At 56.4% G+C, this 19,195-nt stretch carries 17 protein-coding genes and 1 riboswitch; of the genes, 5 read left to right on the top strand and 12 right to left on the bottom strand.

Going from position 1 to position 19,195, the window contains the following annotated elements; all coding sequences use genetic code 11:
- Positions 1-68 precede the first annotated feature (68 nt).
- From IAE48_RS06185 to IAE48_RS06160, 6 genes are all read right to left on the bottom strand, one after another.
- Positions 69-1,223 (bottom strand): mandelate racemase family protein, encoded by a 1,155-nt coding sequence (locus tag IAE48_RS06185; RefSeq protein WP_200133816.1) that lies wholly within the window; start codon positions 1,221-1,223, stop codon positions 69-71.
- 227 nt (positions 1,224-1,450) lie between these two features.
- The gene (gene fbaB / locus IAE48_RS06180) at positions 1,451-2,503 is read right to left on the bottom strand and encodes a class I fructose-bisphosphate aldolase (RefSeq protein WP_023478565.1); all 1,053 of its coding nucleotides are present in this window, start codon (positions 2,501-2,503) and stop codon (positions 1,451-1,453) included.
- A gap of 153 nt (positions 2,504-2,656) precedes the next feature.
- Positions 2,657-3,457 carry a bifunctional hydroxymethylpyrimidine kinase/phosphomethylpyrimidine kinase gene (gene thiD / locus IAE48_RS06175; protein WP_200133815.1) on the bottom strand — a complete coding sequence of 267 codons (801 nt, stop codon included), beginning with the start codon at positions 3,455-3,457 and terminating at the stop codon, positions 2,657-2,659.
- Complete coding sequence (gene thiM, locus IAE48_RS06170; RefSeq protein WP_200133814.1) at positions 3,457-4,239, bottom strand: hydroxyethylthiazole kinase; 783 nt, start codon at positions 4,237-4,239, stop codon at positions 3,457-3,459. The genes thiD and thiM overlap by 1 nt, the downstream gene beginning before the upstream one ends.
- A 35-nt stretch (positions 4,240-4,274) precedes the next feature.
- Positions 4,275-4,371: riboswitch (TPP riboswitch) on the bottom strand.
- A 76-nt stretch (positions 4,372-4,447) separates the two neighbouring features.
- On the bottom strand, positions 4,448-5,407 hold the full coding sequence (locus IAE48_RS06165; protein ID WP_200133813.1) for an Rpn family recombination-promoting nuclease/putative transposase: 960 nt from the start codon (positions 5,405-5,407) through the stop codon (positions 4,448-4,450).
- Positions 5,408-5,510: 103 nt separating this feature from the next.
- A complete protein-coding gene (locus tag IAE48_RS06160) occupies positions 5,511-6,584 on the bottom strand; it encodes a LacI family DNA-binding transcriptional regulator (protein WP_023478571.1) in 1,074 nt (357 codons plus the stop codon).
- Positions 6,585-6,852: 268 nt separating this feature from the next.
- On the opposite strand from IAE48_RS06160, the gene IAE48_RS06155 reads away from it, so the two are divergent.
- Positions 6,853-8,118: a maltoporin gene (locus IAE48_RS06155; protein ID WP_200133812.1), complete on the top strand. Its 1,266-nt coding sequence runs from the start codon at positions 6,853-6,855 to the stop codon at positions 8,116-8,118.
- Between the two features lie 143 nt (positions 8,119-8,261).
- On the opposite strand, the gene IAE48_RS06150 is transcribed toward IAE48_RS06155, so the two are convergent.
- From IAE48_RS06150 to IAE48_RS06125, 6 genes are all read right to left on the bottom strand, one after another.
- A complete protein-coding gene (locus tag IAE48_RS06150; RefSeq protein WP_139568212.1) occupies positions 8,262-8,573 on the bottom strand; it encodes a glucose PTS transporter subunit EIIB in 312 nt (103 codons plus the stop codon).
- A gap of 65 nt (positions 8,574-8,638) precedes the next feature.
- Positions 8,639-10,696, bottom strand: a complete 2,058-nt coding sequence (locus IAE48_RS06145) for a beta-galactosidase (RefSeq protein ID WP_200133811.1) — start codon at positions 10,694-10,696, stop codon at positions 8,639-8,641.
- Between the two features lie 30 nt (positions 10,697-10,726).
- Positions 10,727-11,914 carry an arabinogalactan endo-beta-1,4-galactanase gene (locus tag IAE48_RS06140; RefSeq protein WP_200133810.1) on the bottom strand — a complete coding sequence of 396 codons (1,188 nt, stop codon included), beginning with the start codon at positions 11,912-11,914 and terminating at the stop codon, positions 10,727-10,729.
- Positions 11,915-11,918: 4 nt separating this feature from the next.
- Positions 11,919-12,770, bottom strand: a complete 852-nt coding sequence (locus IAE48_RS06135) for a sugar ABC transporter permease (RefSeq protein ID WP_042716650.1) — start codon at positions 12,768-12,770, stop codon at positions 11,919-11,921.
- A gap of 9 nt (positions 12,771-12,779) precedes the next feature.
- Positions 12,780-14,087: a carbohydrate ABC transporter permease gene (locus IAE48_RS06130; protein WP_200133809.1), complete on the bottom strand. Its 1,308-nt coding sequence runs from the start codon at positions 14,085-14,087 to the stop codon at positions 12,780-12,782.
- Between the two features lie 57 nt (positions 14,088-14,144).
- Positions 14,145-15,380 (bottom strand): extracellular solute-binding protein, encoded by a 1,236-nt coding sequence (locus IAE48_RS06125; protein WP_200133808.1) that lies wholly within the window; start codon positions 15,378-15,380, stop codon positions 14,145-14,147.
- Positions 15,381-15,722: 342 nt separating this feature from the next.
- Between IAE48_RS06125 and IAE48_RS06120 the strand changes: the two genes are divergently transcribed.
- From IAE48_RS06120 to IAE48_RS06105, 4 genes are all read left to right on the top strand, one after another.
- The gene (locus IAE48_RS06120; RefSeq protein ID WP_034812046.1) at positions 15,723-16,835 is read left to right on the top strand and encodes an ABC transporter ATP-binding protein; all 1,113 of its coding nucleotides are present in this window, start codon (positions 15,723-15,725) and stop codon (positions 16,833-16,835) included.
- A gap of 149 nt (positions 16,836-16,984) precedes the next feature.
- Positions 16,985-17,998: a zinc-binding alcohol dehydrogenase family protein gene (locus tag IAE48_RS06115; RefSeq protein WP_042715963.1), complete on the top strand. Its 1,014-nt coding sequence runs from the start codon at positions 16,985-16,987 to the stop codon at positions 17,996-17,998.
- Positions 17,999-18,194: 196 nt separating this feature from the next.
- Entirely contained in the window at positions 18,195-18,530 is a 336-nt protein-coding gene (locus IAE48_RS06110) for an RcnB family protein (RefSeq protein ID WP_200133807.1), read from the top strand.
- A gap of 12 nt (positions 18,531-18,542) precedes the next feature.
- Positions 18,543-18,968, top strand: coding sequence for a GNAT family N-acetyltransferase (locus tag IAE48_RS06105; protein WP_200133806.1), 426 nt, complete (start codon positions 18,543-18,545; stop codon positions 18,966-18,968).
- Positions 18,969-19,195: the final 227 nt, after the last annotated feature.

Raw genomic sequence — 19,195 nt, 5'->3', positions numbered from 1 at the left:
CGGCGGTGACAAGCACACAAATCGGCCCACGCGTCCCGAAAGTCAGTGCTCCCGGGTATTTTTATTGTTCAGTCGTGGCTGACGGTGTTGGCTTCGATAAAGGCAAAGTTGATATCTTCCCCGAGTCCCGGGCGCTGCGGCAGATGCACAAAGCCCTCGTCATCCATCGGGTCGACGATGCTGTTAAGATAAGCAGCGGGCTGGTCGTAGTCGAGGAACGGGTGCAGCAGGCCGCGCTCATACCAGCGGCAGTTGCTGATCGCACCAATGACCGCAAGGCTTGCCGCACCGTTGCCGTGCACTTCGCAATCCATGCCGAAGGATTCGGCGAGGTTCGCCACTTTTAGCGTCGGCGAAATGCCGCCCACACCGTTTGCACCGGCGCGCAGGATGTCGCAGGCGCCCGCTTTTACCCAGTCAGCGCGGCTGTGGTGTTTTCCACCAAGACTCTCCGGGCCGATAATCGGGATCGATAAATTCTCCGCCAGCCAGGCGTAAGAGGACATGCTCTCCTCCTCCATCGGCTCTTCAAACCAGGCGAAGTTGAGCTTCTCCAGCTCTTTGCCAATCCACAACGCTTCGGTACGGCTGTACCAGTGGTAGCCATCAATCATCAGATCGATATCGGGCCCGACTGCTTCACGCACCGCGGCGCAGGCTTTGATATCCATTTTCGGGTTCGGCGCGAACTTCACCGGCGGCATCCAGGTGTGCAGCTTGATAGCCTTATAGCCGCGCGCCACCAGCGTTTCGGCAAAGGCGGCGTACTCTTCCGGCGTGGAGAGACCGCCTTCGAGATCGTCGCCGCACATGGTGCTGCCGTACGCCGGGACTTTATCGCGGTAGCCGCCGAGCAGTTTATAGACCGGCATATTGAGCTTGCGGCCAATCAAATCCCACAGCGCCTGCTCAACAAACGAGAGCGCGCGTTCGGTCAGCTGATGCGCGCTGCCGCGCTGCCAGTGCACCAGATCCTGCCAGATACGCTCGCGGTTAAAAGGATCCTGGCCGACCATCACTTTGCGGAAGAATGCGGTGAGCACAAACGGACGCACCACTTCCGGCGGGGCGAATGAGTAACCGGTGCTGCCGTCGTCTGCGGTGATGGTTAACATCGCCATCTTCGCCTGCGTCTCCGGCCCAGGATGGGAGTGCCCGGCGCTGTCAGAGACCCGTCGCGTGGGGTGCTGAAAGACGGTGACGTTTACAGATTCAATTTTCATTCCGTATCCTTGAGTTTTGAAAAGCTGTTTCAGAACAAAATATATGCACAAAACCTGGTCACATCCTCGGACAAATAGCGCTAAGCGGCGACCATTTTTTGGGCATGCGCACAAGGATGCGTGATACTTTTCACAAAAGGTTACGGAAATGTGATCGGAGTCCGTGGGGGAAAGACGCGCAGGAGAGAGAAAGCCCCCTTCCTGGCGGAAAGGGGCAACAACGACGATCAGGCGATGGTGATCTTCTCGTCGAGATAGACATCCTGTACGGCGTTAATTAGCTTCACGCCGTCGGCCATCGTTTTCTTGAACGCTTTACGCCCGAGGATCAACCCCATGCCGCCGGCACGTTTGTTGATCACCGCCGTGCGTACCGCCTCGGTGAGATCCGCCTCGCCGCCGGAAGCACCACCAGAGTTAATAAGCCCGGCGCGCCCCATATAGCAGTTGGCTAACTGGTAGCGCACCAGATCGATCGGGTTGTCGCTGGTGAGCTTGCTGTAGACGCGCTCATCGGTATAGCCGAATTTCACCGCGTTATAGCCGCCGTTATTTTCCGCCATCTTCTGCTTCACGATATCCGCGCCGATGGTGGCGGCAATGTGGTTTGCCTGGCCGGTGAGATCCGCTGAAACATGGTAATCGACACCATCTTTCTTAAACGCGGAGTTGCGCAGATAGGCCCACAGCACCGTCACCATGCCCAGTTCGTGAGCGCGCTCAAAGGCGGTGGAGATCTCTTCAATCTGCCGACGGGATTCCGGCGAGCCAAAGTAGATGGTCGCGCCAACCGCTACCGCGCCCATATTGAACGCCTGCTCGACGCTGGCGTAGTAGGTCTGATCATAGGTGGTCGGGTAGCTGAGGGTTTCGTTATGGTTGAGTTTCACGAGGAAGGGAATGCGGTGGGCATAACGGCGGGAGACCGAAGCCAGCACGCCATAGGTTGATGCCACACAGTTACAGCCTGCTTCAATCGCCAGCTCGACGATATTTTTCGGATCAAAGTAGAGCGGGTTGGCGGCAAACGACGCGCCTGCCGAGTGCTCAATACCCTGATCGACCGGCAAAATGGAGAGATACCCCGTGCCTGCCAGCCGCCCGTGGTTGTAAAGGGTCTGCATGTTTCGCAACACCGCAGGCGGGCGGTTGTTGTCGATCATCACGCGGTCGACGTAGTCGTGTCCGGGCAGATAGAGCTGGTCGGCAGGAATGGTCATGCAACGGTGTTGCAGAAGGCTGTCGGCGTCTTTGCCAAGTAACTGCACAATATCAGTCATTACAATGCTCCCGTAAGCTTGCGCTTCGCGAATTGGATTGTCCTTACCCACCTTGCCTGGCGATGGGCAAACTAAGCCTGGTACTCTGGCGTCAGAATGTCCACCGCCCGGCATTTTTTCAGCTTATTCTGCTGGCACGTTTCGGTTTCTGATTTACCACCACTGATGGAAGTGGTGAACCGGGCCGATACCCTCTCCCACTTCAAGCGTATCGGCCTGTGCCAGCGCAGCGGTCAGCCACGTTTTCGCCTCTGCAACCGTTTCAGCCCAGCCGGTATGGCGCGGTCGCAGCGCCGCCAGCGCCGCCGAAAGCGTGCAGCCTGTACCGTGGGTGTTTTTTGTTGCAATGCGCACGGTGGTAAAGCGCTGCGCGCCAGCGCGAGTAAAGAGCCAGTCCGGGCTTTCGGCGTCGTCCAGATGACCGCCCTTCATCAATACCGCCTCACAACCGAGCGCTAACAGGGCTTCGCCCTGCTGATGCATCTCGCGCTCGCTGCGCGCATGGGGCGCATCTAAAAGCGCTGCCGCTTCCGGCAGATTGGGTGTGATAAGGGAAACCTGCGGCAGTAAATGCTGGCGCAGGGCGGTGACCGCCGCAGGGGATAACAGTGGATCGCCGCTTTTCGCCAGCATTACCGTATCCAGCACCACATTGCGCACCCGGTAATGGCGTAGACGCTCTGCCACCGCTTCGACAATATCGGTTTCCGCCAGCATGCCGATTTTGGTGGTGTCGATACGCACATCGCTCAGCACGGAGTCCAGCTGGGCGGCAACAAAATCAGGCTCGATTCGGTACACCGACTGCACGCCGCGGGTGTTTTGCGCCACCAGCGCGGTGATCACCGAACAGCCATAAGCCCCCAGCGCCGAAAAGGTTTTCAAATCCGCCTGGATCCCCGCGCCGCCGCTCGGGTCGGTGCCGGCAATGGTTAAGGCATTAATCCGTTTCATTACTCCCCCTCCCCGTTTGCCGCCAGCGCATCAAGAAAGGCAGGCACAAAACTGCCAGGCCCCGCGCTCTGCTTCACCGCCCGGCTGCCCGCCAGCTTCATGATCCGGCAGGCCGACGCAACGTTGAGCCACCGCTCACCTAGTAAGGCGCAACAGGCGGCCACCACCGCCGAGAGCGCGCAGCCGGTGCCGACCACGCGCGTCATCAGCGGATCGCCGCCGCTGACGCTGAGGGTTTCTCTACCATCGGTGATGTAATCAATCTCACCGGTGACTGCGACCACTGCACCGGTCTGTTGCGCCAGCTGCTGCGCCGCGGGTAATGCTGCGAGCGCGCTGTCGGTGGTGTCGACGCCGCGCCCGCCGCCCGGCATACCGGCCAGGGCAAGGATTTCAGAAGCGTTGCCGCGGATGGCGGCCGGTCGAAGAGAGAGGAGTTGTTGGCAGAAACCCGTGCGAAAGGTGAGTGCGCCAACGGCAACCGGGTCGAGCGTCCAGGGGGTTTGCGCACGGTTGGCGCTCTCAATTGCGGCGTGCATTGCCTCAGCGCGTTCGCGCGTCAGCGTGCCGACATTGATAAGTAAAGCATCAGCGATGGCGCTGAACTGCTGCGCCTCTTCACGATCGATTACCATCGCCGGTGAGGCGCCGAGCGAGAGCAGCACGTTGGCGGTAAAGGTTTGCACGACATCATTTGTCATACAGTGAACAAGCGGGGAGTGTGTACGGAGTTGCTGTAACGCGTGTGCAGAGTGCACAGGATCAAGCAGGTCAGGTTGCATCTTTTTTGCTCCTGCCCGGCGTGAAGAAGGGATGCCGGGCAGGCATCTGACTTCCCTACGCTGGCATTATCCAGATCAGGTGGTACGGGTATTTCTCAGCCTTCACGCAGAAGGGCACCCCGAGTCATAACATCAATAAATTGTGGTGAAACCGTTCAGTAGCTTAATGCTGGCAGCGTCATGTGTAAATGCGCATTTGCCAGTGCACTCAGTGGCGAATCTGCGCCAGCTCCGCTTCGGTAAGCCCGGTCATGCTCATCACCGTGCTGCGATCGAGGCCGTTTTGCAGCATCGTCCGGGCGATGCGGAACGCCTCTTCTTTGCGTCCCTTCTCGATACCGCGCTGCTCGCCGATCTCAAGGCCTTGTTCAATTCCTTGCTCCCTGCCCCTTTGTTCAAGCTGCTGTGCAATTGTCATCAATTGGTCCTCATGCTGTGGCGCCTTTAACGCCAGTTCACGTACAAAGGCGTGCGCATCTGCTGTCTCGCCAGCGTACACCAGGTAGTTTATCAGCGAAGCTAATTGCTGTCGTGTGATGTGTTCGTTCACCAACAGCGTTGCTAGCTGGTCCAGAATTTCGCTTAAATCGCGCTGATGAATATGTTTTTGTAACAGCGTCAGCGCCGCCATGCTGCGGTGATTCATTATTTCGTTATCCGGGATCACCGAGACATCAATGAGCGGAAAACTGCTGCTGTATAGCTCTTGTGCGGTAGTTGGACTGACAAACAGCTCTAACCAGTTTGTTGACCAGGGATAAGGGGTGCGCTTTCCAGTATAAAAAAGCAGGGGAATAACTAACGGTAGCGATTTATGTCCGGCATCAAGGTGCCTTTGCATCGCGGCAATCGCGTAACGCATTAACCGAAACGCCATATGGCGATCGGGGGTGGATTGATGCTCAATGAGCACATGGATATACCCCTCCCCTGCGCGTGTTTTCAGGCTGTAGAGCACGTCGCTGTAATAAGCCCGCAGATTCTCTTCGACGAAACTGCCCGACTCCATTCTGAGCGTGCGTAAATCGCAGAGTGCCAGTAAATGCGCGGGCAGATGCAGTTCTATAAAATCCCTGGCCGTCGTCGGGTTGGTCAGAAATTGTTTGAATGCCGCATCGTGCGGCGTGGGGGTGCTCTTTGTTTTGCGTTGCGTGGTCGTATCGGACATCAAGGGTTTGCCTCCCTGGCTTACGTTATTTCCCTCTAAATATCACTAAAATCTTACCACGCCTAGCTGTGCTTTTTCTGAAAAAATTAATTACCTTTTCCTGTTATTTCATCAACTTATGAGCAATAACCTGCAATTGTTGGGCGATCTCCTGCAGGTTAGCGCTCTGCTCCTGCAATGCGCCGGTAGAGTGACGCACAATCAGCCGCGCAGGCAGCACGGATGAACTACGGGCGGCGTCGCCGTGGCCGCTGTCGAGCAGACGACGCACCGCCTCTTTGCCCTGCAAATCAAGATCCAGAGAAACGGTGGTTAACGACGGGTGGAAGAAGGAGCTTTCATAGGTGTCGTCGTAACCGATCACCGATTTCTCGCCGGGGATGGCGATCTGATGTTGATGAAACGCGCTCAACACGCCCAGTGCCATCTGATCGTTGCCGACCAGTACGGCGGTAAAGTTGGGCGTTTCGCGCAGCATCTGCAGTGCACCTGCATAGCCGCTCTGCGCATCCCAGTTGCCGTGAAATACCTTCACCGGTTTCAGGCCGTAGCTATCAAGGGTATCAACCCAACTTTTCAGCCGCAGCTTTGCCGAGACGGAGCTTTCAGGCCCCGCCAACAGCGCGATATCGCGGTGGCCCAGATCGTAGAGATGTTTGACGCTCGCACGGGTACCGTCCGCCGGATTAAAGGAGACGTTAAACACCGAGCTATAAGGGTCAACGTCGAGGAACAGGCAAACAATGTCATCATTGTCAGCCGCGATACGCTGGGCTTCATCGGTCTCCAGCGGCACGTTAATGATCACCTTATCGACCAGCTGCGACTTCAGTTCGTTGATCGCCGACTGGATATCATGATTGACGTTCTCATCAATCATTGAGATCAGCACCTGGTAGCCGTCGAGATTGGCATAGCGTTTTACCGCCGCCGCCACCTGGGAAGGGGCATGCAACGCCAGCGAGGTGGTGACAAGTCCAAGGGTCTGACTCTGCTTACCGACCAGCTGTTGCGCCAGCCGGTTCGGCACATAACGCAGCAACTCTATCGCTTTCTCAACCTTGAGACGCGTGGCTTCGGATACATTGGCAGATTTATTGAGTACCCTGGACACGGTCTGATAGGAGACACCCGCATGGCGGGCAACGTCTTCCAACGTCGCGCTTTTAGACTTCATGGTCCGGTTCCTTATGTTGTTATGCGCCAATTGTAACAGGGCAGATCAAAAAAAACGCTCACCGCTCATTTCCTCGCCGCTTTAGCCACCAATAAGTATCACGCTCACAATACGCATAAATGTGAACGAATTCTCCACCTGTAACAAAAATCGCTGATTTATTTGCAGTTAATCACACATTTTAGATCCTCAGTTTGCCTGTTTTTACAATTAAGCATTTTATGACTGCGATTATGTGAACGTAATACAAAACAATAAGAGGAACACAATGAAGACTCCACTACGCACACTCTCTCTTGCGTTAGCCGCTGCGCTGACCTCAACCTCGCTGATGGCGGCCACCTCGGTACCCATCGATTTTCACGGCTACCTGCGCGGCGGCGTGGGCGTGTCGGGCGATGGCGGCCAGGTGGAGTGGCAGAAAAATAAGATTGGTCGTCTGGGCAATGAATCCGACACCTACGGCGAGCTTGAGCTGGGCTCGGAAGTCTACAAAAAAGATGACGTCAGCTTTTACCTCGACAGCATGGTCAGCATGGTGTCCGATGGCTCCAACGATAACGAAACCACCATCGGCGACGATGCGCAGTTCGGCTTACGCCAGCTGAACCTGCAGATCAAAGGGCTGATCCCCAACGATCCCAACGCGATGATCTGGGGCGGTAAACGCTACTATCAGCGCCACGATCTACATATTATCGATACCAAATACTGGAACATCTCCGGCTCTGGTGCGGGGATCGAAAACTACACCTTCGGGCCGGGCGCCGTCTCTTTTGCGTGGATCCGCGGCGATGCCAATGACGTGGATTACCGCGTTGATAACGACAATGACGTCAATATTAACTATCTGGACCTGCGCTATGCCGGCTGGAAACCGTGGGCGGGCGCATGGACGGAGTTTGGCATTGATTACGCCATGCCGAATCCCACCAAAAAGCAGAAGGCCTACGGCGGGCTGTATGACGCGGATGATGGCGTGATGCTGACCGGTGAAATCAGCCAGGATATGCTCGGCGGCTATAACAAGCTGGTGTTGCAGTACGCCAACAAAGGGCTGGCGCAGAATATGGTGTCGCAGGGCGGCGGCTGGTACGACATGTGGAACTATGTCAACGACGCTACCGGCTATCGCGTGATCAACACCGGGCTTATCCCAATCACCGACCGCTTCTCCTTTAACCATGTGTTGACCTACGGCGCGGCCGAAGATACCACTGCGTTTACTGACAAATCCCGTCTTGTGTCGCTGGTTGGCCGTGCGCAGTATCAGTTCACCGAATATGTGCGTCTGATTGGTGAAGTGGGCGGCTTTTACCAGAAGGATAACTACAAAAACGGCACCAACTATAAGCAGAGCGGCGAGAAGTACACTATCGCGCTGGGTCTTGCTGACGGTGCCGATTTTATGTCGCGTCCGGAGCTGCGCCTCTTCGCCTCTTATTTAAATGACTCTGAAGATGGCAAAGCATTTGAAGATGGCACCAAAAATAACACCTGGAACTTTGGTGTGCAGGTGGAAGCCTGGTGGTAAATAAGTGCGATATTTTTTTCGCCTTTATTAACCCACTCTGTTAGTAAAATCGTTATTTATCTCTGAGCCTTGCAGGTTTATATTGCCACTGCGTTCGTTATTGTTTATTTGGGATACCCGTTTCGGGTATCCCTTTTTTATTACTAACGAGCAGAGAAACGCTCATCGAGTAATTTACGCAGTGCGTCAGATTGCTTGCCAAAAATAGCGTGCACCTGTTGGCCGAGAATAATCACGCCCAGCGCGCCCTCATCCTGTAGCGCCTGCGAATCGACCCGGGTTAACTCTTTTACCGTGACGCGCAGGCGTGTCAGACAGGCATCAACCTGTTCAATATTTGCCTCACCGCCAAACGCCGCGGCCAGTCGCTCAATTTTCAACACCTCAGCGTCGCTGAGCGGGGTGGCCGGTTTGGCCTCAGAGAAGTAATGCAGGAAGGATTTAAGGCTTACCATTGCAGGGCTCCGTAATCAGCAGATAAAAAAACGCCTGCCCGGATGGGCAGGCGCGCAGAGTGGGGTTAGGCGTCGCGGCGAACGACGCGGCAATCCCAGGGTTTGAGCACCAGCGCACCGCTGACGGCGGCGTCGCTCAGACAGTCGTGATAACCCGGCGGCAGCGTGATGCTCTGCTGCTGCCCGGTGAAGTTTTGAATAAAGACAAACGCCTGTTCACCATCTTCTCGCGCGGTTGCCACCACGCCTGGCGGCAGCTCAACGTTAAGCGCACGCGGCAGCGACAGCGTGTCGATGAGATTGGCGAAGAAGTCCCGCTGGAAGGCGAGATCGTTACGCGAGGCGACATGCCAGGCTTTGCCCTTGCCGAAGGCGTTGACCGTGACCGCCGGGCGACCGGCATAGAAATCATCCCGGTAGGTTGCCAGCGGCTGCGCGCCCTCAAGCTGAATCAGCTCGCAGAGATGGCGCACCTGATATGGCCCCTGTAAGCCCGCTTCGTTGCCCGCCAGCCCCTGCACCAGGTTGCGTTCCTGGTCGTCGAGACAGTCGATCTCCTCTGCCCAGATGCCGAGCAAGTTGCGCAGCGGGCCGGGGAAACCGCCCAGATGGCAGAGATCGCTCTCATTGACCACGCCGCTCCAGTAGGACGTGACCAGATGACCGCCGCTGGCGACAAAAGTCTCGGCGCGTTCGGCGAAGCCGTCGCGCACCATATAGAGCATCGGGGCGATAACTAAATGGTAGCGGCTGAGATCGGCATCGGCATTAATCACATCCACCGCCACGCCCTTCTCCCAGAAGGGGCGGTAGTGTTCGTTCACCGTCTTCTCATACTCCATGCCTTTATTGCGCGGCCCCTGCGCATCATCCAGCGCCCAGCGGTTCTGCTGGTCGAAGATGATCGCCACCCGCGCCTCGGTGCGACAACCCATGACCGGCGTCAGCTTGCTGAGCATCTCGCCAAGGGCAGAGACTTCACGGCCAACGCGGGTATCAAGATGGCCGACGTGATCAATCACTGCGCCGTGGAACTTCTCCACCGAGCCACGGCTTTTGCGCCACTGGAAGTACTGCACCGAATCGGCGCCGTGCGCCACCGCCTGCAAAGAGGAGAGAATGTGCATGCCCGGCTTTTTCAGCTTGCTGGTCGGCTGCCAGTTAGTGACGCTTGGCGTCGACTCCATCAGCACGAAGGGCTTGCCGCCTTTCAGGGTGCGCATCATGTCGTGATACATGGCGGTGTAGCAGGCAAGCTGGGTTTCATCTTTATCGCGGTGCCACATCGGGTAGCTGTCCCAGGAGATAAAGTCGATCGCCTCGGCAAGCTGCCAGTAGTCGTAGTCGTAGAAGTACTCCATAAAGTTGGTGGTCACCGGCAGCGCCGCATTGGCGGCCTTCAGCGGGGCAACTTCATGGCGGCAGAAATCGGTTACCTGCGCGGTGTTAAAACGCCGCCAGTCGAGATTCAGGCCATGAATGGAGACTTCGCCCTGCGGCGCAGGGGACTCAATTTGCGACCAGTCGCTGTAGGTGTGGCTCCAGAAGTCGCTCCACCAGGCGTGGTTCAGCGCCTCCAGCGTCTGATAGCGCGCCTTCAGCCAGTCGCGGAACTTCTGCTGGCATAAATCGCAGTGGCACTCGCCGCCATACTCGTTGGAGATGTGCCAGCCGAGCACCGCCGGATGCTGCCCGTAACGCTCCGCCAGCAGTGTGTTGATCTTCAGCGTCTTTTCACGGTAGACCGGCGAGCTCATGCAGTGGTTGTGGCGACCGCCATGCAGCGCGGGCACGCGATCGCGCCCGACGCGCAGCACTTGCGGGTATTTTTGCGACATCCACGCCGGACGCGCACCGCTCGGCGTGGCGAGAAATATATGGATACCGGCGGCATATAATTTTTCTATGACTTCATCGAGCCAGGCGAAATTAAATACCCCCTCCTGCGGCTCGAGTTTCGACCAGCTAAATATTCCGACCGACATAACATTACATTTTGCCTGCTGCATCATGGCAATATCGCTATCGATAATACCGGGATAGTTTTCCCACTGCTCCGGGTTATAGTCCGCGCCATGCAATAGCGAGACGACCTTCGGGCTTAAAGGCGCAAATTTATTCATTATTCATTCCTGAAATTTACAACACGATAATTAATTAAAGACTTTCACCGACGGCAGCACTTTTCCCTGGCAATCAAACAGCGCCTGGTTTTCTCGCGCATTGCCCTCTTTCCAGTGGTCATTGATATATTTCATACCGGCGGGCGTGGCCCAGCCGTTGCCCGGCACGGCAATCCAGGTCGGTTCCCAGTAGAAAATGCCCTTGCCGCGCTGGCCCTGCACATTAATGACCGACTGCATTAAATCGTGCACATAGTCATACTGCCCCTGCACCGTCGCCGGGTAGCCGCCCGCTTTCTCCTCTTTCGCCTGGAAGCTGTTCTCAGCGTTATCGCAGTTGGCCAGCGTATAGGCATAGGCCGCTTCGACGACGATGACATCTTTGTTGTAGCGCTTGCTGATGTCATCCATGTTGGCCTGCAGGGCGCTGATTGGCCCGTTCCAGTAGGTGTACATCGACAGGCCAATCACATCGAAAGGTACGTTGCGTTTGGTTATCTCATCAAACCACCAGCGGAAGGTGTCATTTTTGGTACCTTCGGCGAGGTGCAGCATGATCTTCACCTGCTCGCCGTTATTCAGGTTCTCTTTGACCCCATCGATTCCGGCCGTGAGCAGCCCGGCCAGCCGGTCAAACTCGCCGCCGCCCTGCCCCCAGCTTTTGCCCTCCGGCCAGAGCATACCGCCGTTGATTTCATTGCCAATCTGCACCATATCCGGCAGCACGCCCGCCTGCTTAAACTGCGCAATCGTGTCGCGGGTGTAGTCATGCACACGGCTTTTCAGCTGCGGATAATCGAGCTTCTCCCAGGCTTTGGGCTTGAACTGCTTGCCCGGATCGGTCCAGAAATCGCTGTAGTGCAGATCGATCAGCAGCTTCATGCCCTGCGCTTTTGCCCGCTTCGCCAGCGCAAGGGTGGTGGCGAGATCGTTATCGCCGCCGCCGTAGGCATTTCCCTGCGCATCTTTCGGGTCGACCCACAGCCGCAGGCGCACATAGTTGACGCCGTTGGCTTTCAGGATAGCCAGCGCATCCTGCGGCTGGTTTTTGTCGTTATAGAATTTCGCCCCGTGCTTTTCCGCATCGAGCAGCGTGGAGATATCCGCCCCTTTAATAAAGTCGGCGGGCATTTGGGTAAACGGGCGCGTGGTCACTGCGCTGGCAGAAAAACTGGCAGCGAGGCATACCGCCAGCAGAGCGGGAGTCAGTCTTTTCATATGCTTATCCTTTTGTACTGCCGGAGGTGAGGCCGGAGACGAAGTATTTTTGTAACGCCAGGTAGAGGATCGCCACCGGCACCGCAATCAGCACCGCACCCGCGGCGTAAGTGGTGTAGCTGGCACCCATTTTTTGCGCCACCAGGTTATAGAGCCCAATCGGCAGCGTGTATTTATCCGGCGTGCGCAAAATGGTGCTTGAGAGGATGAAATCCCCCAGCGGGCCGGTGAAGGAGAAGAGCGCCACTACGGCGATAATCGGTTTCGACAGCGGCAGGATAATCTCAATAAAGATGCGGAAATTGCTGGCACCATCCATGCGCGCGGACTCATCAAGATCGCGCGGAATGGCATCCAGGTAGCCCTTCATCAGATAGGTGTTCATTGGGATCATCCCGGCAACGTAGATCAGCACCAGCGCCATATGGCTGTTGATAAGCCCGAGCAGCTGCGAGAGAACGAAAATCGCAATCAGCGCCGAGAACTGCGGGATCATCTGCAATAGCAAAAAGAGCATCAGCCCGTTCTGGCGCCCTTTAAAGCGAAAGCGCGAAAAGGCGTAGGCGGTAAAGCTGACGCTGATTAAGGTCAGGATCATCGTCAGCAGGCTGATCTTCATCGAGTTCCAGTACCAGGTGAGGTAGTTCACCTGGCCGTTAAAGAGATCGGCATAGTGCTGGAACGAGAGATTTTCCGGGATGATCGAGGTGCTGAGCAGGCTGTTGCCGGCATTCAGCGACGCGCCAATCGTCCACACCAGCGGGTAGATAATTGTCAGCGATACCGCTGCTATCACCAGCCAGGAGAGCGTCAGGCGAATAACCTTCTCGCGGCGAATACTTTGTGATTGAGCCATTTTATTCCCTTATGCCATGTCGTCGTTTTTGAACGATTTGGTGGCGCGGAACTGCCACAACGCCAGGCCGACAACAAAAATCGACAGCAGGATGGTGATGGTGGCCGCGATGGCGTACTGCGATGAGGACATCGTCAGCTTATAGATCCACGACACCAGAATGTCGGTACCGCCCGCGTTCGCGCCAGCCACCGCCGGTCCGCCGTTGTTAAACAGGTAGATGATGTTGAAGTTGTTAAAGTTGAAGGTGTATTGCGTGATGATGATCGGCGCAATCGAGTAGAGCACCAGCGGCAGCGTAATAGTGCGCAGCCGGGTAAAGGTGCCCGCGCCATCCATCTTCGCCGCTTCATACAAATCGTCGGGAATCGCCTGCAATACGCCGGTAGTCATGGCAAAGACAAACGGGAAACCGAGCCAGGTTTGCATCATGATCAGCGCGGTTTTGGTCCAGAAGGGATCCGTCAGCCACGGTTTCGGGTCGATGCCGAAGAAGGCGAGGATCGCATTGTTAATGACGCCAAAGGAGTCGTTAAACATCCCGGCGAAAACCAGAATAGTGACAAAGCCCGGCACCGCCCACGGCAGGATAAAAATTATGCGTATCAGCGGCTTAAAGCGCAGATCTTTCTGGTTCACGAGGATCGCCAGCAGCACGCCGACGCTGCACTGCAAGGTGGTCGCCAGCAGCGTCCACACCACCGTCCATTGCAGCACATCAAAGAAGGTTGAGCGCCAGATCGACAGGGTAAAAATATTGATGAAGTTCTTTAACCCGACCCAGTCGACCAGTTTAGCGGGCGGCGTGTGGTAGAGGTTGTAGTTGGTAAAGGCGATGGCGAAGCCGAAGAGGATCGGGAAAATCACCACGAACACCAGCAGGATAAAGCCCGGGCTGATCATCAGGTAGGGAAAGCCGTCGCTGAGCAGCATCTGGTACTGTTTGCGCACGCTGTTAAGCGGCTTACCGGCGTCGCGTTTTTTACCATTCAGCCACGCGTCGCGCATTGAGAGTCCCCACACCATCAGGCCAAAGGCGATAATCAGCACGCTGATGATCCCTTCTGCCAGCAGGAAGATGGAGTTGTCGCGCGGCACCTCTTCGCCAAGGGTGTATAACCCCCACAGCCCTTCGCGCAAAAAATCAGAGAAGATGCCGGTAAAACTCGCCAGCAGCACAAGAAAGATAAGGCCTTTCAGCCACTGGCGATGGTAGAACTGGCCAAAGCCCGGCACGATGGCCAACAGCAGCCCGCACCACGCGTGACGCCCTGCGCCGGGCGCTTTGGCAAAATGTTCGCTGGGACTGATAATCACGTACGACTCCTTTTCGACAACGGGAGGTCCCCCTCCCGTCTCTGTACCAACACGCGGTTACTGGTTACTGGCCTGCATCGCTTCGACCTGCATCTGGATCTGCTTAGCAGCGGCATCCAGCGCTGCCTGCGGAGCCTGTTTACCGGTCAGGCTCAGCTCCAGCGCGGCGTTTGCCGGGCCCCACACTTCACCCATCTCCGGAATGCCCGGCATCGCGGTTGCGCGGGCGGCCTGCACCGCGACGGCACTCGCCTTCTCGTCGTTTTTGATCACTGGATCATCAATCATCGCTTTCTGCGCCGGAATTTCGCGCGTGGCGATATAGCGCGTCTTCACGTACTGCGGCTGGTTGATAAATTCGATAAATTGCTGCGCCAGCGCTTTGTCTTTGCTCCAGGTCGAGACGACATACCCTTTCACGCCGAGGAAGGAGCTCATCGGTTTGCCATCCGGCAGGTTCGGCAGCGGCGCAACGCCGTAGTTAATGCCGGCAGCTTCATAGGGCTGGAACGCCCACGGGCCGTTAATCACCGCCGCCGCTTTTTTCTCGGTAAACAGCGAATCGATGGCGTTGAGGCCGTTATCGCCGAGGATCCCCGACGGGAATACCCCCTCGGCATAGAAGTTTTTCAGGAAGGTAACGGCTTCCACCGCGCCGGGTTTATTGAGGCCGATATCTTGTGGGTTATAGCCGCCTTTGTCGTTTTTACCGAACAGATAGCCGCCCATCGGGCCAATCGCGCCCCAGCTGTAGTAAATCTGATCGAACTTCGCCAGCAGGCCATATTTGTTCTGCGCGCGCTGTTTTTTCGAGTAGTCGAGCCACTCCGGCAGGCTTTGCAGCGGCTTGTCGATAAGATCTTTGTTGTAGATCAGCACCAGCGTCTCTACCGCTTTCGGCACGCCATACAGGGTGTTGTCGAGGCGGAAGGCGTTGATGGAGGCAGGCGTAAAGGCGTCAACCTTTTCTTTGTCCAGATTCAGGGGGGTCAGCAGGCCTTGCACAACCGCGCCGCCCAACTGATCATTGGGGATCACCAACACATCCGGGCCGATGCCCGCCGGGCCATCGAGGCGGAGTTTCTCCAGCTGCTGGGCGTAGGGCATCTCCTGCACGTTAACTTTGACGTTATATTTCTGCTCAAAATCGCGCACCGCATCCTGGATGCCGGAAGATTTTTTGATGTCTTCCCAGACATTGAGTTGCTGGGCGGCGGCATGCGCCTGCAAGCCGACAAGCTGCCCGGCGGCAAGCGTTGTCAAAATCAGTGCGGTAAGGGTCTTCTTTTTCATTATCAACCTCATGTCAAGGTATAACAATTTCATGGTTTTTATGGCGCATCATCAGGTCACTGCTCTGGCAAACCACCTGATATTGCAGGGCTTAAGACGTATTCACTCGCCTTATCGGATTTGTTATACGCTACGCTTTACGCACTGATAAAACGAGAATAAACGTTGCGTTATGTGACCAATGTTACAGAAATGAAAATTGAGTATAGGGCGCTAAATCCGTGGAAGTTATAGTCAGACCATGATTTTTCGCCGTTGAGCAGCACTGTCTCCTGATTGTTATACGTAAAACAAAACAGCTGACAAACGGCCAGTAACGGCTATTACATTCGGGGAACGTTGATGTCCAATATACGACTGAGAAATGTCACCAAACGGTTTGGCGACACGGTGACGCTGAACAATGTCAATCTGTCGATTGATGACGGCGAGTTTGCGGTGTTTGTCGGCCCCTCCGGCTGCGGGAAATCCACCATGCTGCGCATGATTGCCGGGCTGGAAGAGGTGAGTGAAGGCGAAGTGCTGATTGGCGATGAAGTGATGAACGATGTTGCGCCCGCCCATCGCGGTGTCTCGATGGTGTTCCAGTCCTATGCGCTCTACCCCCATATGACTGTGGCGGAGAACATGGGCTACGGCCTGAAAGTGAACAAAGTGCCGAAAGAGGAGATCCGCCGCCAGGTGGAGATGGTGGCGAAGACCCTGCAATTAAGCCACCTGCTGGATCGCAAACCGAAGCAGCTCTCCGGTGGCCAGCGCCAGCGCGTCGCCATCGGCCGCGCGATTGTGCGTAACCCGCGCGTCTTTATGTTCGATGAACCTCTTTCTAACCTCGATGCAGAACTGCGCGTCGAGATGCGCCTGCATATCGCCCGCCTGCATCAGGAGCTGAAAACCACCATGGTCTATGTTACCCATGACCAGGTTGAGGCGATGACGCTGGCGGACAAAATCGTAGTGATGAATTACGGCAACGTTGAGCAGATGGGCTCACCGATGTCGCTCTACTACAACCCGAAAAACAAGTTTGTCGCCGGTTTTATCGGCTCGCCAAAGATGAACTTCCTCCCAGCAACGGTAAGCCAGTGGCAGCCTGGTGAAGTCACTATTACCCTTGCTCAGGGCCACCAGCTGACGCTCGGCATCACCACTTCACCGCTGGAGGTGGGCGCGGCCATTACGCTCGGTATTCGCCCGGAGCACCTCGCAACAGAGATGACGGGCGGCGTGCCCCTTGAGTTTCAGTGCGAAGTGGTAGAGCGGCTGGGCAACAACACCTATCTGTTTGGTCAGTGCTACGGTCACGACAATATTAAAATCCTGCTGCCGGGGGATGTGCATTTCCGCCCGTGGCAGAAGATCGCCCTCGCCTTCGACAGCCGCCACTGCATGATCTTTGACGAGCAGGATCAGCGCGTCAGCGCCGATATCCCGGTGCCCAACCACGATTTGTAACTTGCAGGCCGGAGAAGGCGTAACCGCCATCCGGCACTGCATTTTCACTCGAGAACGATAAGTGCTGCTCCATTTTGCTGGTTTTTCATCAAAGCAACGTTGTCTACCCTTAGCGGTAGTGATGAAAACCCAACAAAACGGAGCCTGTTATGAAAGCCATCGCCATTACCCGCGCCGCCGCTGGCGGCAGCAACCTTGATGCCCTCACCGATATTGACCTGCCGCAACCGCAAGCCAGCGGACACGATCTGCTGGTGGAAGTGAAAGCCATCTCCGTGAACCCGGTGGATACCAAAGTGCGCGCCGGTTTTAATGCCGATACGCCGCGCGTGCTCGGCTGGGACGCCGTGGGCGTAGTGAAAGAGGTCGGCGAGTCGGTCACCCTGTTTCAGCCGGGCGATGAAGTGTGGTACGCCGGGGCACTAACCCGCCCGGGGAGCAACAGCGAATATCAGCTGGTTGATGAGCGCATTGTGGCGCGTAAACCCGCTTCCCTTGATAACGCCTCTGCCGCCGCCCTGCCCCTGACAGCCATTACCGCCTGGGAGCTGCTGTTTGACCGCCTCGGCGTAAAAGAAAGTGGCAACGACGGTGATGTGCTGCTGATTGTCGGCGCAGCGGGCGGTGTCGGTTCGATTCTGACGCAGCTGGCGCGCCAGCTTACCCGCATGACGGTGATCGGCACCGCATCGCGCCCTGCCAGCCAGCAGTGGGTGAAAGATCGCGGCGCGCACCATGTGATTGACCACAGCAAGCCGCTGACCGAAGAGCTGGCGCGGATCGGCATCAAAGAGGTGACGCACGTCGCCAGCCTGACCAATACGCAGGATCACTATCAGCAGCTGATTAACGCCCTTAAACCGCAGGGCAAACTGGCGCTGATTGACGATCCCGACAGCCTGGATGCAATGCCGCTGAAAGCGAAGAGCCTGTCGCTGCACTGGGAGTTTATGTTTACCCGCTCGATGTTCACCACTGACGATATGATTGCCCAGCATCAGTTGCTGACGCGGGTTGCGGAGTTGATCGACAGCGGCGTGCTGAAAACCACGCTGGGCGAGCACGGCGGTGCGATCACCGCGGCTAACCTGCGTAAGGCCCATGCGCTGCTTGAGAGCCAGCGCGCGGTGGGCAAAATCGTGCTGGAGGGGTTTGCGGGCTGATCCTGCCAGGATTACTCCCAAACCTGCCGGGCGGAGAGCGAAATTGTTTCTCCGCCCGCACTGCTTTTTCCTGGGTTTGCTTACACTTTTTACCAAAGCGTTATTTTTTGCTGGTTGCTCCGCTGTCTGTAAACGGCAATGATGTCGTGCTATTTATGCAACTACGTGAAATGTATAAGAACAACCTGGAGAGAGTATGCGTAAAACAAAAATGTTGCTTCTGGGTGCGCTGCTGGCGACGGCTTCAGTAACCTATGCTGAAACGCCGCCCGCGACGCCGCCTGCAAGCGGCACACAGTCATTTGAAGTGAAAGAGTTTGTTGCCGACTTTACCAAATTCACCATTGGCGACACGGTGCCGGAGATGTACCGCAGCGACGATTACAACATTAAGCAGTGGAAGTTACGTAACCTTCCCGCGCCGGATGCCGGTAGCCACTGGACCTACATGGGCGGCAACTACGTGTTGATCACCGATGCCGACGGCAAAATCCTCAAAGCCTACAATGGCGACATTTTCTATCATCGTTAACCGGGAGCGCCTGTGATTATCCGCCGCTGGCAGGAGAGTGACAGGCCGTTTCTGCGTACCCTGTATCTGCATGCCCGTAAAGAAGCCTGGACCTGGCTGGATAGCCGCGACTGGGCTCTGGAAGATTTTGACTCCGCGACGCTGGGCGAGGTGATCTGGGTGGCGGAAGAGGACGGGCACCGGATGGGGTTCGCATCGGTCCTGGAGAACGATAACTTCCTGCATAATTTGTTTATCGACCCTGCGTTTCAGGGAAAAGGCGTGGGCAGCGCGCTGCTTGAGCATGTGCAGAGTACCTTTAGCAGCACCGGCGCGCTAAAGTGTTTGCTGCGCAATAAAACAGCGCTCGACTTTTATCAGCGCCACGGCTGGCGCGTTGAGGCCAAAGGCGTCTCCCCGCAAGGGGATTATGTGCTGATGCACTATGTGTTGAGGTAGGTTTTGTCATTTCGTAGGCCTGATAAGGCGAAGCCGCCATCAGGCAATCGATGCCGCGAACATAATGCCGGATGGCGCGTAAACGCTTATCCGGCCTACGCGGTTTCAGCAGCAACAATTTTTCAGTGGACGCCCATCTTACAGCGAGGGGTTGTGTCCCCGCTGAAATCGGCGAGCCGAAGCGGGAATGACAAGGTCTGGACGCCATGGATGGCGGACAGAGGCGA

It is taken from the genome of Kosakonia sp. S57, from assembly GCF_016516575.1.
Lineage (GTDB): Bacteria > Pseudomonadota > Gammaproteobacteria > Enterobacterales > Enterobacteriaceae > Kosakonia > Kosakonia cowanii.
This window is presented reverse-complemented; position numbering and strand designations above follow the sequence as displayed.

Bases quoted from the DNA above. Each gene is read 5' to 3' on its own strand.
- IAE48_RS06185 (WP_200133816.1), bottom strand. From the start codon at position 1,223: ATGAAAATTGAATCTGTAAACGTCACCGTCTTTCAGCACCCCACGCGA.
- fbaB (WP_023478565.1), bottom strand. From the start codon at position 2,503: ATGACTGATATTGTGCAGTTACTTGGCAAAGACGCCGACAGCCTTCTG.
- thiD (WP_200133815.1), bottom strand. From the start codon at position 3,457: ATGAAACGGATTAATGCCTTAACCATTGCCGGCACCGACCCGAGCGGC.
- thiM (WP_200133814.1), bottom strand. From the start codon at position 4,239: ATGCAACCTGACCTGCTTGATCCTGTGCACTCTGCACACGCGTTACAG.
- IAE48_RS06165 (WP_200133813.1), bottom strand. From the start codon at position 5,407: ATGTCCGATACGACCACGCAACGCAAAACAAAGAGCACCCCCACGCCG.
- IAE48_RS06160 (WP_023478571.1), bottom strand. From the start codon at position 6,584: ATGAAGTCTAAAAGCGCGACGTTGGAAGACGTTGCCCGCCATGCGGGT.
- IAE48_RS06155 (WP_200133812.1), top strand. From the start codon at position 6,853: ATGAAGACTCCACTACGCACACTCTCTCTTGCGTTAGCCGCTGCGCTG.
- IAE48_RS06150 (WP_139568212.1), bottom strand. From the start codon at position 8,573: ATGGTAAGCCTTAAATCCTTCCTGCATTACTTCTCTGAGGCCAAACCG.
- IAE48_RS06145 (WP_200133811.1), bottom strand. From the start codon at position 10,696: ATGAATAAATTTGCGCCTTTAAGCCCGAAGGTCGTCTCGCTATTGCAT.
- IAE48_RS06140 (WP_200133810.1), bottom strand. From the start codon at position 11,914: ATGAAAAGACTGACTCCCGCTCTGCTGGCGGTATGCCTCGCTGCCAGT.
- IAE48_RS06135 (WP_042716650.1), bottom strand. From the start codon at position 12,770: ATGGCTCAATCACAAAGTATTCGCCGCGAGAAGGTTATTCGCCTGACG.
- IAE48_RS06125 (WP_200133808.1), bottom strand. From the start codon at position 15,380: ATGAAAAAGAAGACCCTTACCGCACTGATTTTGACAACGCTTGCCGCC.
- IAE48_RS06120 (WP_034812046.1), top strand. From the start codon at position 15,723: ATGTCCAATATACGACTGAGAAATGTCACCAAACGGTTTGGCGACACG.
- IAE48_RS06115 (WP_042715963.1), top strand. From the start codon at position 16,985: ATGAAAGCCATCGCCATTACCCGCGCCGCCGCTGGCGGCAGCAACCTT.
- IAE48_RS06110 (WP_200133807.1), top strand. From the start codon at position 18,195: ATGCGTAAAACAAAAATGTTGCTTCTGGGTGCGCTGCTGGCGACGGCT.